At 69.9% G+C, this 14,836-nt stretch carries 11 protein-coding genes; 9 read left to right on the top strand and 2 right to left on the bottom strand.

Annotated elements, in window-relative coordinates; translation table 11 throughout:
* From ACT6XY_RS12105 to copM, 9 genes are all read left to right on the top strand, one after another.
* Positions 1-534: hypothetical protein (locus ACT6XY_RS12105; protein WP_444748574.1), on the top strand; the 534-nt coding region annotated here is incomplete at its 5' end.
* Between the two features lie 151 nt (positions 535-685).
* Positions 686-1,750 (top strand): hypothetical protein, encoded by a 1,065-nt coding sequence (locus ACT6XY_RS12100; RefSeq protein ID WP_444748573.1) that lies wholly within the window; start codon positions 686-688, stop codon positions 1,748-1,750.
* Between the two features lie 74 nt (positions 1,751-1,824).
* Positions 1,825-3,228 carry a hypothetical protein gene (locus ACT6XY_RS12095; RefSeq protein WP_444748572.1) on the top strand — a complete coding sequence of 468 codons (1,404 nt, stop codon included), beginning with the start codon at positions 1,825-1,827 and terminating at the stop codon, positions 3,226-3,228.
* 210 nt (positions 3,229-3,438) lie between these two features.
* The gene (locus ACT6XY_RS12090) at positions 3,439-4,167 is read left to right on the top strand and encodes a response regulator (RefSeq protein ID WP_444748571.1); all 729 of its coding nucleotides are present in this window, start codon (positions 3,439-3,441) and stop codon (positions 4,165-4,167) included.
* A complete protein-coding gene (locus tag ACT6XY_RS12085; protein WP_444748570.1) occupies positions 4,151-5,524 on the top strand; it encodes an ATP-binding protein in 1,374 nt (457 codons plus the stop codon). Before ACT6XY_RS12090 ends, ACT6XY_RS12085 begins: the two co-directional genes overlap by 17 nt.
* Before the next feature lie 1,105 nt (positions 5,525-6,629).
* Positions 6,630-7,250 carry an efflux RND transporter periplasmic adaptor subunit gene (locus ACT6XY_RS12080; protein WP_444748569.1) on the top strand — a complete coding sequence of 207 codons (621 nt, stop codon included), beginning with the start codon at positions 6,630-6,632 and terminating at the stop codon, positions 7,248-7,250.
* A gap of 9 nt (positions 7,251-7,259) precedes the next feature.
* Positions 7,260-10,397, top strand: coding sequence for an efflux RND transporter permease subunit (locus tag ACT6XY_RS12075; RefSeq protein WP_444748568.1), 3,138 nt, complete (start codon positions 7,260-7,262; stop codon positions 10,395-10,397).
* Between the two features lie 20 nt (positions 10,398-10,417).
* On the top strand, positions 10,418-10,789 hold the full coding sequence (locus ACT6XY_RS12070) for a hypothetical protein (RefSeq protein ID WP_444748567.1): 372 nt from the start codon (positions 10,418-10,420) through the stop codon (positions 10,787-10,789).
* Between the two features lie 35 nt (positions 10,790-10,824).
* Positions 10,825-11,313 carry a CopM family metallochaperone gene (gene copM, locus ACT6XY_RS12065; RefSeq protein WP_444748566.1) on the top strand — a complete coding sequence of 163 codons (489 nt, stop codon included), beginning with the start codon at positions 10,825-10,827 and terminating at the stop codon, positions 11,311-11,313.
* A 129-nt stretch (positions 11,314-11,442) separates the two neighbouring features.
* On the opposite strand, the gene ACT6XY_RS12060 is transcribed toward copM, so the two are convergent.
* Positions 11,443-12,135, bottom strand: coding sequence for a response regulator (locus ACT6XY_RS12060; protein ID WP_444748565.1), 693 nt, complete (start codon positions 12,133-12,135; stop codon positions 11,443-11,445).
* The gene (locus tag ACT6XY_RS12055; protein ID WP_444748564.1) at positions 12,132-14,834 is read right to left on the bottom strand and encodes an ATP-binding protein; all 2,703 of its coding nucleotides are present in this window, start codon (positions 14,832-14,834) and stop codon (positions 12,132-12,134) included. The genes ACT6XY_RS12060 and ACT6XY_RS12055 overlap by 4 nt, the downstream gene beginning before the upstream one ends.
* Positions 14,835-14,836: the final 2 nt, after the last annotated feature.

Genomic DNA, 14,836 nt, shown 5'->3' with positions numbered 1-14,836 from the left:
CCGGCAGCCGCCAACCCGACCGGCGACGTCCAGGTCCGGACCGTGCGCGGGTTGATGCGTGACAAGCCCTACAGCTTGTCCTTTCCGGACGAGTTCCAGCAGTCGGCGGATCCCAGCGCCGAGCTGTTCCTGGACCACAGCTCGGCGCTGTTCCAGGTCACGTTGAAGATTGGGCCCGCAACCGCCGGGGCCAGTGCCCAGACCGCCGCGCGGCGCCCGGCCGCGGAGGTGACGGCCGCCGACCGCGCGGCATTCGCGGACTTCAGCCTTGAACAGAGGTCTGTCGTGATGCTGCCGGCCGGCCCCGCCCACGTCTACGTCGCCACCATGACCTCGCCGGTGGGCGATCGGCCGAGGCTGCGCATGGTGGTCGCCGAACTCTTCAGCGAGGGCCGGCGCTATGAACTGGCCTTCACCGTGGGCGAGGATGTCTTCGCCTCGGCGGGCAATGCGATCGGCTTCATTCTGGCGAATTTCTCTCCGACCAGTGCGTCTCGCACCTGTTGCGCCTCACCTGTGTCGCTGCCGTGGTAGTGGCGATGGTGGACTTCGCTCCCGCCGGCCGGCCAGCGCAGCTTTCACCGGAGCCACGTCCGGCGTGGCCTCGACCGGCATGGGGCGGCGTCCAGCCCCCCGCCGTCTTGCACCTCACGATGGACACATGTCCGGAGCGGCAGGAGTAGCGATGCGCATCCTCGTCCTCTGGCTGGCGATGGTCATGCTGGCGGGCCCCGCCCCCGCGCAGGGCTCCGGCAAGCTCACGCCGTTGCCAAGTGGTCCCGCCCTGCTCGACTGGGTACGCACGACCCTCGCCGAGCTGCTCGACGGTATGACGGGGATCGAGCGCGACGACAATCCGAACGTGTTCATTGTCCGGACCACCGACCCCGCTCTGCCGGTGTTCGCCCTCACCGCGCTTGAACAGGGGCCGGTAGCCACCGAGGTCTTGACGGCCGAGTTCATCAGCAGGTTCCGCGCCTCCTGCGATCCGCTGCGCCGGCGTGGCGAGTTGGCCGAATACGCGATCTTCTTCGAGATCCACACCGTCGAATGTCCGCGGTCCACGTCGCGCGCCAATTACTATTGGATCATGGCCTACAAGGACAGCGACCGTGCCCAGTTGATCGCGATGGTCGGGAACATCGAGCACGCTGCGGCCATCAACGCGCGCGGAGACAGGTTCGCGGCAGTGCTGGGCATGCGCATCTATCCCACCCCCCGCAGCCTGCCGGAAGCGCTGGCGGTCGCGCAGGCGCATGCGGGCGATCTCCATGAGTATGACCCGTCGCAGTTCTCGCTGCTTGGCGAAGGGCGCGCGCGGCTTCGCGTCAAGTCGATGATCCTGACGGGGAAGCCCGGCACCTGGGAAGTGACCGCGCCCTCCTGCAGCGCGGTCCGCATGCGGGAAATCGAGGACGGGCCTCCCGTCACCGTTGATTCCGAGATCACCATCGATCTGCAGCGGCTTGCCACCCTGGTGACGCGGCAAGGTCCTGACCTGGTCCTGCGTGCAGGAGCCTATGGGACTCTCACCCGCCTCGTGTCGTCGCCCAATCCCATGACCATTCCGCTGGCGGTTGAAGATGGCAGCCTGGCGCCTGACTCCCCCAATCATGCGGAGCTGGATTCGCTGTTGCTGGCCTGGGAGCGCTTCTGCGCGACCGCCTCGCCGGTGTCGGGCCTGACCGTGCCGGCGCCAGCTGGCGCAGCGCCGTCGATGCCTTCCACGACATCCAGGCCGCTCCCATGACCTGCAGGCCAGGTTTCACAGGCGCCGGGCCCCGGCCCATCCATGCAGACATGTGCTGAGCGACAGGAGGCACCATGCGCATATTCACGCTTTGCTTGGCCGTGCTCTGCCTCTCGGGCCCCGCAGCCGCCCAAGGTTCCGCCAAGCTGACGCCATTGCCGAGCGGTCCCGCTCTGCTTCAGTGGGTGCGCAGCACCCTGACCGAGGCGCTCGAGGGGGTGACCCAGATCGAGCCGGGCCGCGCCGCGACGCTCTTCAACGCGCGAACGGCCGATCCAGCCTTGCCCGCCTTTTCGATCTCGGTGACGGAGCAGGTTCCCGCGGTGGCGACATTGCCACTCATGACGAACAGCTTCATCAGTTCGTTTCGGGCATCCTGTGGTCCCCTGCGCGAGCGGGGCGAGTTGACCGAGAACCAGCTCAGCTTCGTCGTCCATACGCTGGACTGCCCCACGATCGGGCCTGCCGGCCTGCATCTGTGGATCATGTCCTACAAGGATTCCGATCGGACCCAGTTGATCGCGCTGAGCGGCAGCATCGCGGGCGCTGCGGCCATCGACGCCAGAGGCGACAAACTGGCCGCAGCGCTGGGGATGCGGCTCTATCCGAAACTGCGCAGCCTCGTCGAAGCCATGGCAGTGGCCCACTCTCTGGGCATCTTCGAATATGATCCTGCCGACTTCACCCTGACAGAGCCCGGCCGCGGGCGCCTGCGCGTCAGTCAGGTGATCCACGCCGAACCGGCACAGCGGGGCGTCGTCGAAGTCCACGCGCCATCCTGCGCGATGATTCGGATCCGGGAAATCGAGGACGGGCCGTCGGCCCGGGTCGCCTCGGAGCAGGTGATCGATCTGCAGCGGTTCGCCCGATCGGTGACCCGCGAAGGCCCCAACCTGAACGTTCGGCCGGGCGCCTTCTGGGAGGTCACCCGCTTCCGCGCCGGCAACGACGTCATGCGTTACCCATGGCCTGGGGGCAGCGCCGAGCTCATGACTCCGGAATCGAACTTCTACGAGTTCTTCGACAACTACCTGCTGGTCTGGGAGCGCTTCTGCGCGAGCAGTGCTTCATCCGCGGTCGCTTCCCAGACGCCGGCACCGGCGACGCTGCCGGCAGCCCCTGCCGCTCAGTCTCCGCCTCCGGCCATGCCGCAGGTCGCTCAGACCGCCCCGGCCCAACCGGGACCCGCTCCCCAGCGCGCCTGCGACCGGGATGGATCGCGCAACAACATCGCCCGCGGTCGTGCCTCCGGGGTGATGGACGAGCCGACCCTCGACGAGCGCGGCCATGTGCTGACGGTCGATGCCGCGTGGTGGCAGTCGGTGGCCCAGTCCTTCCGCCAGGATCTGGCCGATATCGTCCACTGCGCCTCGGGGCGCTGGGGCACCCCGCTCGCGCTCCGCGTTCTCGACCGGACCACCCGACGTGAGATCGGCGCCTTCGGAGGCGGCATCTACCGGCCGGGACCTCCCCGTTGAGCCCGTAAGCACCACGACACGGAGGCCCGGCGACCGGAAGGCGATCCCCCACGGGCATGCCGGTTGACTTCGGCCCATCGATCTCTGCTTGAGGAACGACAGCGGACGGCGCTGCCGGGGACCGGGCCTGCAATCGTCTGTTACAGTGCCGAGACGACCCGATACATGGCGCGGGTTAGGCCAAAGGCGCGATCAGAGGATTTGCCGTTCTTGGAAACACCCACCAGCCCGGTCGTCGACGCTGCCTCGCTCCTCGTCGTGGATGACGACGGCGAGATCCTGTCGCTCGTGGCGAAATTCCTCCGTGGCAACGGCTTTCGTGTTCACACGGCGCGCAATGGCGTGGAAATGACCGAGGCGCTCGGCCGCACGCCCGTGGATCTGATCGTCCTCGACCTGATGCTGCCCGGCACCAGCGGCCTGGACCTGTGCCGCAACCTGCGGCGGACGTCCTCCATTCCTGTCGTGATGCTCACGGCCAAAGGCGACGACATCGACCGCATCATCGGCCTCGAGGTCGGGGCGGACGACTACCTGCCGAAGCCCTTCAACCCCCGTGAACTGCTGGCGCGGGTGAATGCCGTCCTCCGGCGCTCGCGCGGGGGCGGCGCGCAGGCCGACCGGGCGGGACGCGGCTTTGCCTTCGACGGCTGGCGGCTGGACACGCTGAAGCGCGAGCTGACGAACCCTGCGGGAGTCGTCGTCGACCTGTCGACCGGGGAGTACGATCTGCTGCTGGCGTTTCTGGAGGCGCCGCAGCGCGTCCTGTCCCGTGACTTTCTCCTCGACGCCGCCCGCAATCGGACCTCGGACGCCTTTGACCGCACGATCGACGTCCAGGTCAGCCGGCTGCGCCGCAAGATCGGCGGGCCCGCCGACCTCATCAAGACGGTCCGCGGCGCCGGCTACATGTTCACCGCCGATGTCGCCCGCTTTTGACCCCCGCCCGCCCACGCGCCTCGCCGCCCTGGTGGCGCGTTTCGACAGCCTGACGGCCCGCACCGTGCTGGTCGTCCTGCTCGGCATCGGCGTCGTCCATCTGGTCAGCCTCTGGACCTACCAGATCAGCCTCGACCGCGAGGTCGCGCTGTCCAGCGACGCGCGGCTCGCCGACCGGCTGCTCGCGATCAAGCGGGCCGTCATGCGCGTGCCGCCGACGGAGCGCGAGGCGGTCGCCCACGATCTCTCCGGCGGGCCGGTGGACGCCCACTGGAGCCTCACGGAACATGCGATGTCCGGGGGAGGGGACGCGTCCCGGTGGGAGAACCTCGGCCGCCGGCTGCGCGAGGTCCTGCCCGAACTCGCCGAGGACGGCCTCGTCATCGGTGCCCACCGCCGCGGTGCCGACGATCCGCATCTCGCCCTGGTTTCCATGCGGCTTCCCGACCAGAGCTGGGTGAATGTCGGCCTCGTCGCGCCGCCCGTGCGCGCCGCCGGGTCCCACGGCACGCTGCTGTCCACCTCGCTGATGGCCCTCGGCGCCCTTCTCGTATCGGTGCTGCTGGTCGGATGGCTGACGCGCCCGCTGTCGCTCTTCGCAGACGCGGCGAAGGGCTTCTATCGTACCCGATCGGTCACGCCGCTGCCGGAGTCCGGGCCACGCGAGGTGCGCGACCTCGCTGCCGCCTTCAACGACATGCAGAAGCGCATCGCCTCGCTGATCGACGACCGGACGCAGGCGCTCGCCGCCGTCAGCCATGACCTCAAGACGCCGATCACGCGGCTGCGTTTCCGCATCGAGGACCTGACCGACCCCACGCGGGCGGCGATCGCCGCCGACCTCGACGACATGGAGCGCATGATCGACCAGACGCTCGCCTATCTGCGCGGTGAGAGGGCCGACGAGGAGATTCGCAGCGTCGACCTCGTGGCGATCCTCCAGACCATTGCCGACGACTTCACCGATCGCGGCCGCCCGATCGAGCTCGGCGGACTTCCCTCCGCCGTCATCGCCGGCCGGCACCTCGCTCTGAAGCGCGCCTTCGGCAACCTCGTCGAGAACGCCGTCAAATACGCCGGGAGCGTCGAGGTTGCCGTGGCGCGGGAGGGCGACCGCTTCCTCGTGTCGATCCGTGACGATGGCCCGGGGATCGCACCCGCCGACGTCGACAGGGCCATGGCACCCTTTGTCCGGCTGGAGCCGTCGCGAAACCAGTCCACCGGCGGCTTCGGCCTCGGCCTGCCCATCGCCCGCGCCATCGTCGAGGGTCATGGCGGCATGCTGTCGCTCGGGGAAAGGCCAGGCGGCGGCCTCGCCGTCACCGTAGCCCTGCCGGAAGGCGGCCCTCGCGGCTGACACAATCTGTAACCATCACGCAATGTCATGTGGCGGGGCGGTCGCTAGTCCGGTGGCATGACGATCCGCCACTTCCTCACCATCCTGTTCTTCTCCCTGACGCTTGCCGCGCCGGCTGCGGCTCATGAGGGCCATGACCATGGGGCGCCGCCGCCGCCGGTTTCCGCGACGATCGCCCCGCGCGCCGATGCCTCGTCCGAGGACTTCGAAATGGTCATCGTCGCTCGCGACGGTCGGCTCCAGATCTATCTCGACACCTTCCGCGGCAACGAGCCGGTGACCGACGCCGCCATCGAGATCGACGGGCCGGAGGGAACGGTGAAGGCCGAGCCCGATGGATCAGGCGGCTATGTCCTGCCGGCGCCGTGGCTCGCGACGGCCGGCGACCATGCCCTCGCGGTCACCGTGCAGGCGAGGGGCATCGTCGACGTTCTCACCGCCACCTTGACCATGCCCGCACCGGCCGCTCCGCCGCCGCCTTCAGCCGGCGGCTGGGGCTCCTTCATCGACGGCGCCCTTGCCGCGGACCTTCGTCACCGCATCGCCGACGGCGGGTGGACCGTCTACGGCGCTGTCGCCGCGGCCTTCGCGGCCGGGTTCCTGCTGGCGTTCCTGCTGCGCCGCCGTCCCGCCGCGGCGGCCCTCGTCCTGGCATTGGGCCTCGCCGCGCCGGACCGCGTTTTCGCCGCCTCACCCGGTCCCGTGCCGGCGGGAGCGGCCGCCACGGCGTCGCGCGACCTCGCCCAGCGCTTTCCGGACGGTGCCGTCTTCGTGCCGAAACCGACCCAGCGAATCCTCGCGATCCGCACGCTCTTCACCGAGGAGAACATCCACCCCCGCAGCGTCGAGTTGCCCGGCCGGGTCATTCCCGATCCCAATCGGGCCGGGTCCGTCCAGGCTTCTGTCGCCGGCCGCCTCCTGCCGCCTCCGGGGGGCTTTCCACGGCTCGGAGCGCGTGTCGCCGCCGGTGACCTGCTCGCCCTGGTGCAGCCCGCGATCAACTCTGCCGACGCCACCACCCAGCAGCAGCAGGCCCGCGAACTCGACCAGCAGATCACCCTGGTGGAGCGGCGGCTGGAGCGGGTTCGGCAGATCCAGTCGGTGGGTGGCCCGCGCGCAGATCGAGGATTCCGAGCTGGAACTCGCGGGTCTGCGCATCCGCAGGGCCAATCTCGACCGGGCCCAGCGCGAGCCGGAGCGGCTCATGGCCCCGGTCGGCGGCGTCATCGCCTCCGCCCAGGCGATCGCGGGCCAGATCGCCGATCCCGGAACGGCCGTCTTCTTCATCATCGATCCCGACGCCCTCTGGGTGGAGGCTCTGAGCTACGACGTCCATGCCTTCGCCGGCGAAGCGTCGGGCCGCATGGCCGACGGCGGCACGCTGAGGCTGCTCCACCGCGGCAGCGGTCTCGCCGACCGCAACCAGGCCGTCCCGGTCCAGTTCAGCATCGAGGGGGAGGCGGGCGCCCTGCGGCCCGGCCAGTTGCTCACGGTCCTCGCCCGCAGCACGCAGGAGCGGCGCGGCATCGCCCTGCCGCGAACCGCGGTGGTGCGCGGCGCCAATGGCCAGGCGATCGTCTACGAGCATGGCAATGCCGAGCGCTTCGTTCCGCGGGAGATCCGCGTCGAACCGCTGGATGCGGCGCGGGTCCTCGCCGTCTCGGGGCTGGGGCCGGGCCGGCGCATCGTCGTGCAGGGTGCCGAACTCCTGAACCAGATCCGCTGAGGGCCGTGCATGTTCAACGCCCTCGTCACCCAGTCGCTGAAGAACCGGATCTTCGTCCTCGCGATCGCCGCGATCCTCGTGATCTACGGCGCGATGACGGCCTCGCGCCTGCCTGTGGACGTCTTCCCCGACCTCAACCGGCCGACGGTCACCATCATGACCGAGGCGGAGGGTCTGGCGCCGCCCGAGGTCGAGCAGCTCGTCACCTATCCCATCGAGACGCAGATGAACGGCCTGCCGGGTGTCTCCCGCGTGCGCTCCACGTCGGGCATCGGGCTGTCCATCGTCTATGTCGAGTTCGACTGGGGCACGGACATCTTCCGCAACCGCCAGCAGATCGCCGAGCGGCTGTCGCTGATCCAGCCGCAACTTCCGGCCGGCGTCGTGCCGCAGATGGGGCCGATCAACTCGATCATGGGCCAGATCATGCTCGTGGCGGTCACCGGACCGGACACGGTGTCGCCCATGGACATGCGCGAGCTCGCCGACTTCACCATCCGGCCGCGGCTGCTCGCCATCCCCGGCGTCGCCCAGGTGATCCCCATCGGCGGGGAGGTGCGCCAATTCCGGGTTTCTCCGAATTCGGCTGCCATGCGCGCTTCCGGCGTCAGCCTCGAGCAGGTCGAGCGGGCGCTCTCCCAGTTCGGCACGAATACCGGCGGCGGCTTCACCGACCAGTACAGCCGGGAGTTCCTCATCCGCAACGTCGGTCGCAGCCGCAGCCTCGACGACCTCAGGACGCTCGTGGTGGCGAGCGTCTCCGGCCAGCCCGTGCTGCTCGGGCAGGTCGCCGAAGTCGGCTACGCGGCGCGGGTGAAGCGGGGGGAGGGCGGTTACCAGGGGCGGCCCGCGGTCATCGTCTCGGTCGAGAAGCAGCCCGGCGTCGACACCATCCGCCTCACCGGCGCGATCGAGGGGGCGCTCCGCGACATCGCCGCAACGCTGCCTGCGGGCATCAGGGCCGACCAGGTCCTGTTCCGCCAGGCGACCTTCATCCAGACCTCCATCGACAACGTCATGAAGGTGCTGGTCGAGGCCATCGCCGTCGTCGCCGTCATCCTCTTCGTCTTTCTCCTCAACCTGAGGACGACGGTGATCTCGCTCACCGCCATTCCCGTCTCCATCCTGATGACGGCCATCGTCTTCCAGGTGATGGGGCTGTCGATCAACACCATGACGCTCGGCGGCCTCGCCATCGCCATCGGCGAGCTGGTGGATGATGCCGTCGTGGACGTGGAAAACATCCTCAGGCGCCTTCGGGAGAACCGCGAGGCCGGCAATCCGCGGTCCGCCTTCGCCGTCGTCGTGGCGGCGAGCCAGGAGGTCCGCTCAGGCATCGTCTACGCGACGATGATCATCGTCCTCGTCTTCGTGCCCCTCTTCGCCCTCTCGGGCATCGAGGGCCGCCTCTTCGCGCCGCTGGGCCAGGCCTACATCATCTCGATCCTGGCGAGCCTCGTCGTCGCGGTCACGCTGACGCCGGTGATGGCCTATTACCTGCTGCCCCGCATGCGCAGGCTGGACGAGCGCGAGAGCTGGCTCGTCCGCAAGCTCAAGGCCGGAAACCGCATGGCGCTCGACGCGGCCTTTCGTCGGCCGCGCCTGCTCATGGCGGCGACTCTGGCCGCGGTCCTCGGCGCGGGAGCGCTCGCCGTGCAGCTGCCGCGCTCCTTCCTGCCGCCCTTCAACGAGGGCACGCTCACCATCAACATGCTGTTCAACCCGGGCATTTCGCTGGCCGAGAGCCACCGCGTCGGCCTCATCGCCGAGCGCCTGATCCTGGAAGTGCCGGAGGTGGAGCGCGTCGGCCGGCGCACGGGCCGGGCCGAGCTCGACGAGCATGCCGAGGGCGTGCATGCCTCCGAGGTCGAGGTGGCACTGAAGCCCGGTCGCCCCAAGGACACGATCATCGCCGACATCCGCTCCCGGCTCGCGGTCCTGCCGGTGGCGACCAATATCGGCCAGCCGATCTCCCACCGCCTCGACCACATGCTCTCCGGCGTGCGGGCGCAGATCGCCCTGAAGATCTTCGGCGATGATCTCGACACCCTGCGGTCGCTCGCCGAGGAGACGAGGCAGAAGCTGGCGGCCATCCCCGGGATCGTCGACCTCCAGGTCGAGCGACAGGTGCGCGTGCCCCAGCTCGAGGTCATCGTCGACTATCGCCGCGCCGCGCTCTACGGCATCCAGCCGGCCGCCGTTACCGAGCAGCTCGAGCGCCTGTCCAACGGCCGGGTCGTGTCCCGCATTGTCGACGGCAACCGCCGCTTCGACGTCGTCCTGAGGCTGGACGACCTCCAGCGCACGACCCAGGGCCTGGCCGACCTGCTGATCCAGACACCCGCCGGCTGGGTCCCCGTCCGCCAGTTCGCCGATGTCGTCGAGACCGACGGTCCCAACCAGATCCTGCGGGAGAACGGCCGCCGGCGAGTGGTGGTCCTCGCCAATGCCGATGGCGGTGCCGACATGGCCGCCGTGATCGCAGGGGTGCGCGACGTACTGGCCGCGACGCGCCTGCCGACGGGTTTCTTCGCCAGCCTCGAGGGCACGTTCCAGGCGCAGGAGGAATCGATGCGGACGATCGGCCTCCTGTCGATCGTCTCCCTCGCCATGGTCTTCGCCATCCTCTTCGCGCGTTACCGTTCGGTGGTCTTCGTCGCCATCATCATGGCGAGCGTCCCGCTGGCGCTCATCGGGTCGGTGGTGGCGCTGTGGATCGCCGGGCAGCCGCTGTCGGTGGCCTCGATGATCGGCTTCATCACCCTCACCGGCATCGCCACCCGCAACGGCATCCTGAAGATCAGCCACATCATCAACCTGGCGATCCACGAGGGCACGCCCTTCGGCCGCGACCTCGTCGTCCGCGGCAGTCTCGAGCGCCTCACGCCGGTGCTGATGACGGCCCTGTCGGCCGGCGTCGCCCTGGTGCCGCTGATGATCGACCCTTCCGCGCCGGGAAAGGAGATCCTACACCCGGTCGCCGTCACTATCTTCGGCGGCCTCGTCAGCGCCACCCTGCTCGACACGCTGCTCACCCCGATGCTGGTCCTCCGATACGGCCGCGCGTCGCTGGAGCGTCTGGTCGCCGAGGCGCGCACGACCCGTGACGAGACCGGCGCCGCCACCAGACCCGTCGAAACCTACTGACATCCGAAAAGGAGAGACCCATGAACCATTGGAGAGCTGCCGCCCTCGCCCTGATGCTGACGGCAGGCACCGTGCTTGCCCACGAGGCCCGGCAGGGCCCGAACGGCGGCAAGGTCGTCGACGCCGGCAGCCAGTATCACGCCGAACTGGTCGCCAAGGGCACGCCCGAAGTGGTCGTGCACATGAGCGACGCCAACGACAAGCCGATCCCGGCTGTCGGCTTCCGCGCCACCGCGATCCTGGTGGTCGGCGGCCAGACCGTGCGGTTCCCCCTGCAGCCGGCCGGCGGGTCACGCCTCGTCGGCACGGCTCCCGTCGCCGTCCCGGCCGGCGTGCGCGGCGCCGTCCAGATCACCTCGCCCCAAGGCGCCACGGTTCAGGCGCGCTTCTGAGCCGTCTCGGCCCCTCCACAGACAAGGACACCGCCATGACACCCGCCATCTCCGCTTCCCTCGTCGCCGGCGCGCTGCTTCTCGGCAGCGTCGGGCTCGCCACGGCCCAGCAGCATGGCCAGGGCCATCACGGCCAGGGTCATCACGGCCAGGGTCACCACGGCCAGGGCCACCAGGGCTCGACGGCACCGGCGCCGGCGCAGCAGGGTGCGGCTCCCGCTCCCCACCAGCGCGGCGGTTCGGCTGCCGCGCCGGCCGCCGGCGAGCATCCCTCGGTTGCCGCCTTCCGGGCCGCCAACGACCGCATGCACCGGGACATGGACATTCGCTTCTCCGGCAATGCCGACGCTGACTTCGTCCGCGGCATGATCCCCCATCACCAGGGCGCCATCGACATGGCCAAGGTGGTGCTGGAGCACGGCAAGGACGAGCAGACCCGCAAGTGGGCGGCCGACATCATCCGCGAGCAGGAGCGCGAGATCGGGGAGATGCGGGCCTGGCTGGCGCGGAACGGGCAGCGCTGAATCAGCTTGCCAGTCAACAGACGTGTCCGGCCCTATGGGTGCGCGGGGCGAAGGTGACGGTGCCTTTGCCCACCGAGCCTGCGTTGAACGACACGCGCCACCGCACGCGGGCACGCGGGCACGCGGGCATCACTTCAACCGGTAACCGACCCCGGGTTCCGTCAGGATGAAACGCGGATCGGCCGCGTCGTCGCCCAGCTTGTCGCGGATGTGTCCGACGGCAATGCGCAGGTAATGCGTGTCCTCGACGTGGGCCGGACCCCAGATGGTGGTCAACAGCTGCCGGTGGGTGACGAGCCGCCCGTGATGGCGGGCGAGGAGCGCCAGCACGTCGTATTCCTTGCGTGTCAGTTTCACCTCGGCGCCCTGCAGGGTCACGCTCCGCTTGGCGAGGTCGATGGCGAGCGTGCCGATCGTCACTGCTGGCGTCTCGGCCACAACGGGCCGGCGGCTGCGGGTCAGCGCCCGCAGCCGTGCCAGCAGTTCCCCGGTGGCGAAGGGCTTCGTCACATAGTCGTCGGCACCCGCGTCGAGGGCGGCGATCTTCTCGCCCTCGCCATCGCGCACCGACAGGATGAGAATCGGCACCTGCGACCACGCGCGGATCGCCGAGACCACCGCCTTGCCGTCCATGTCAGGCAGGCCGAGGTCGAGCATGACCACGTCGGGCGCCGTCGTCGCGGCGCGCGCGATGCCGTCGCGGCCGCGCGCCGCCTCCTCCACCACCATGCCGGCGCTGCTGAGGATGATGCCGAGGAACCGCCGGATCGGCGCCTCGTCCTCCACCACCAGCACGCGCAGCGGCTGTCCACTTTCGGTCATCGCGCCTCCTCGGGCGGCTCGCTCGCCGGCGCGCGGGGCAGGGTGAGGGCGATGGCGCTGCCGCGGCCCCCCGGCCCCGCGTCGATGGCGACGCGGCCACCATGGGCTTCCACGAAGCCGCGGACGATGGCAAGGCCGAGGCCCGTGCCTGAGGGTGCGCCGTCGCCACGGGCCGCCCGGTAGAACTGGTCGAAGACCCGCTCGCGGTCGGCCATGGGAATGCCGGGCCCCTCATCCGTCACGGTCAGGGTGACCGTTTCGCCAGTGGCGGTGCCGCCGATGGTGATGCGTCCGCCGGGAGGGCCATATTTCGCCGCGTTCTCCACGACGTTCGCCAGGGCCTGGCCGATCAGCACGGGATCGACCAGGGCCCGCGGCAGGTCGCGCACCATATCGACGACGAGGTCGTGGCCGGCGAGGATGCGCGCGAGGTCGCCGCGCACCCGGCCGACCACCTCGCGCAGGTCGACGCTCTGCGCCTTGGGCGTCAGTGCGCCATGGCCGAGCCGCGTCATGTCGAGGAGGTTCTGGACATAGCGGTCGAGGCGCCGCGCCTCGTCGAGGGCCGTGCCGATCAGCTCGGCGCGGTTGGCCGCGCTCAGCACGGTGTCTGCGTCGGCGAGCGTGGTGATGGCGCCGATCACGGTGACGAGCGGCGTTCTGAGGTCGTGGCTGACGGAGTTCAGCAGGGCGGCGCGCAGCTTCTCCCCCTCCGCGCGCACCCGCGCGTCCTCGAGATCGGCGCTCAGCGTGAAGCGTTCGAGGGCGACCGCCACCTGATCCTCGACAGCGAGGAGCAGACGCTTGGTCTCCGGATTCAGCCCGGCAGCGGCGTCGCGGAACTGGACGCCGATGACGCCAAGTATCGTCCTTGCGGTGGCCAGCGGCACGAACAGCCAGTCCGCGGTGGGCAGCGTCGTGGTTCCGGCCCCGGCCGGCTCGTTCTTCTCGAAGGCCCAGCGCGCAGCGCCCTCGGCCTTGGCGTCGAGCTCGTCGATGGACGGGTGTCCCTGGACCTGTTCGAGAACCCCGGACCGGTCGGGCATGAGGATCAGGGAGCGGCAGTTGAGGGTCGCGGCGATGTGGGCGGCGGCTGCCCAGAGGACGTCGTCGGCCTTCGTGGCGGAAGCGATCCGGCGCGCGAAGTCGTACAGCGTTTCCGTCCGCCGCTGTGCCGCCCGCATCGAATCCACCTGCGCCTTCAGCCGGCTCGCCAGGGTTCCGGTGAAAACGGCGCTGATGAGGAAGACGAGGAGCGCAATGACCGATTCAGACTGCTCGACCGCCAGCGAATAGTAGGGCGTCGTGAAGAAGAAATTGTAGGTGAGGAAGCCGAGGCCGCTGGCGAGCAGGGCGGCCGCGAGGCCGCGGCGGAACGCTACCAGCGATACCGCGAGAAGGTAGACCACCGCGAGGGACGCCACCGGCAGATGGGGAGAGAAGGGCCAGGCGAACAGCGTCGCCGCCGCCATGGCCCCCACCGTTTCGGCGAGGATCGGTCCCCACTGGCGCCACTGCGGCAGGCGCTCCGTCTCCAGGATGCGGCGGCGCGCCGCGCGCGCCCCGTGCGCCACGACGGTGACCTCGAAATCGGTCGCGCGGTCGAGAATGCGCTCGGCGACCGGTTCGCGCAGCAGGCCGAGCGGCCAGCGGCTGCGGGGACGGCCGATGAGGACGCGCGTAACGTTGCGGCTCCTTGCAAACCCCAGGAGCTCCGAGGCGACGTCCGACTCCGTCTGGAGGGTCACGACCTCCGCGCCGAGGGTCTCCGCGAGGCGCAACGCGTCCGCCGTGGCGCCGCGCGCCTCCTCGCCGAGCGCCTCGTGCCGCGGGGTGACGACGGTGGCGACGATCCACGGGATGCGGGCCCGGTCGGCCATGCGCTTGCCGGCGCGCACCAGCGCCTTCGCCACCGGCGCCTCGTTGATGCAGACCAGCAGGCGCTCCTGCGTCGGCCAGGGGCCCTTGACCGCATTGGCCTGCATGTAGCTGAGCATGTCGGCGTCGACCCGGCTCGCCGCCGTTCGCAGCGCCAGTTCCCGCAGGGCCGTGAGATTGCCGCGGCTGAAGAAGTTGTCCAGCGCCCGGCCGACCTGCTGGGGAACATAGACCTTCCCCTCGCGCAGACGGTCGATCAGCTCCTCCGGCGGCAGGTCGATCAGCTCGATCTCGTCCGCCTGCTGGAGCACCTCGTCCGGCACGGTCTCCTGCACGCGCACGCCGGTGATGCTCGCGACGACGTCGTTGAGGCTCTCGATGTGCTGGATGTTGAGCGTGGTGGTGACGTCGATGCCGGCGTCCAGCACCTCCACCACGTCCTGCCAGCGCTTCGGGTGGCGCGCACCGGGTGCATTGGTGTGGGCGAATTCGTCGATCAGGGCGAGCTGCGGCCGGCGGGCGAGCAGGCCGTCGAGGTCGAGCTCCTCCAGCACCTGCCCGCGGTAGGAGACGCTCTTGCGCGGCAGCACCTCGAGGCTGGCGAGGAGCCCCGCCGTCTCGGCCCGGCCGTGGGTCTCGACCAGGGCCACGACCACATCGCGTCCGGCGCGCTGGCGCTGGCGCGCCTCCTCCAGCATGGCGAAGGTCTTCCCGACGCCGGGCGAGGCGCCGAGGAAGACCTTGAGGCGGCCCCGCCCGTCGCGCCTGTGCGCGTCGAGCAGGGCCTGCGGGTCGGGGCGGTCGGGTTCGGTCGTCGGCATGC

This window comes from Phreatobacter sp. (assembly GCF_052440005.1).
Lineage (GTDB): Bacteria > Pseudomonadota > Alphaproteobacteria > Rhizobiales > Phreatobacteraceae > Phreatobacter.
Note: the sequence above shows the minus strand (reverse complement) of the source record. Positions and strands in the feature narration are given on the sequence as shown.

Coding starts and splice junctions, on each gene's coding strand:
- ACT6XY_RS12100 (WP_444748573.1), top strand. CDS start 686: ATGCGCATCCTCGTCCTCTGGCTGGCGATGGTCATGCTGGCGGGCCCC.
- ACT6XY_RS12095 (WP_444748572.1), top strand. CDS start 1,825: ATGCGCATATTCACGCTTTGCTTGGCCGTGCTCTGCCTCTCGGGCCCC.
- ACT6XY_RS12085 (WP_444748570.1), top strand. CDS start 4,151: ATGTCGCCCGCTTTTGACCCCCGCCCGCCCACGCGCCTCGCCGCCCTG.
- ACT6XY_RS12075 (WP_444748568.1), top strand. CDS start 7,260: ATGTTCAACGCCCTCGTCACCCAGTCGCTGAAGAACCGGATCTTCGTC.
- ACT6XY_RS12070 (WP_444748567.1), top strand. CDS start 10,418: ATGAACCATTGGAGAGCTGCCGCCCTCGCCCTGATGCTGACGGCAGGC.
- copM (WP_444748566.1), top strand. CDS start 10,825: ATGACACCCGCCATCTCCGCTTCCCTCGTCGCCGGCGCGCTGCTTCTC.
- ACT6XY_RS12060 (WP_444748565.1), bottom strand. CDS start 12,135: ATGACCGAAAGTGGACAGCCGCTGCGCGTGCTGGTGGTGGAGGACGAG.
- ACT6XY_RS12055 (WP_444748564.1), bottom strand. CDS start 14,834: ATGCCGACGACCGAACCCGACCGCCCCGACCCGCAGGCCCTGCTCGAC.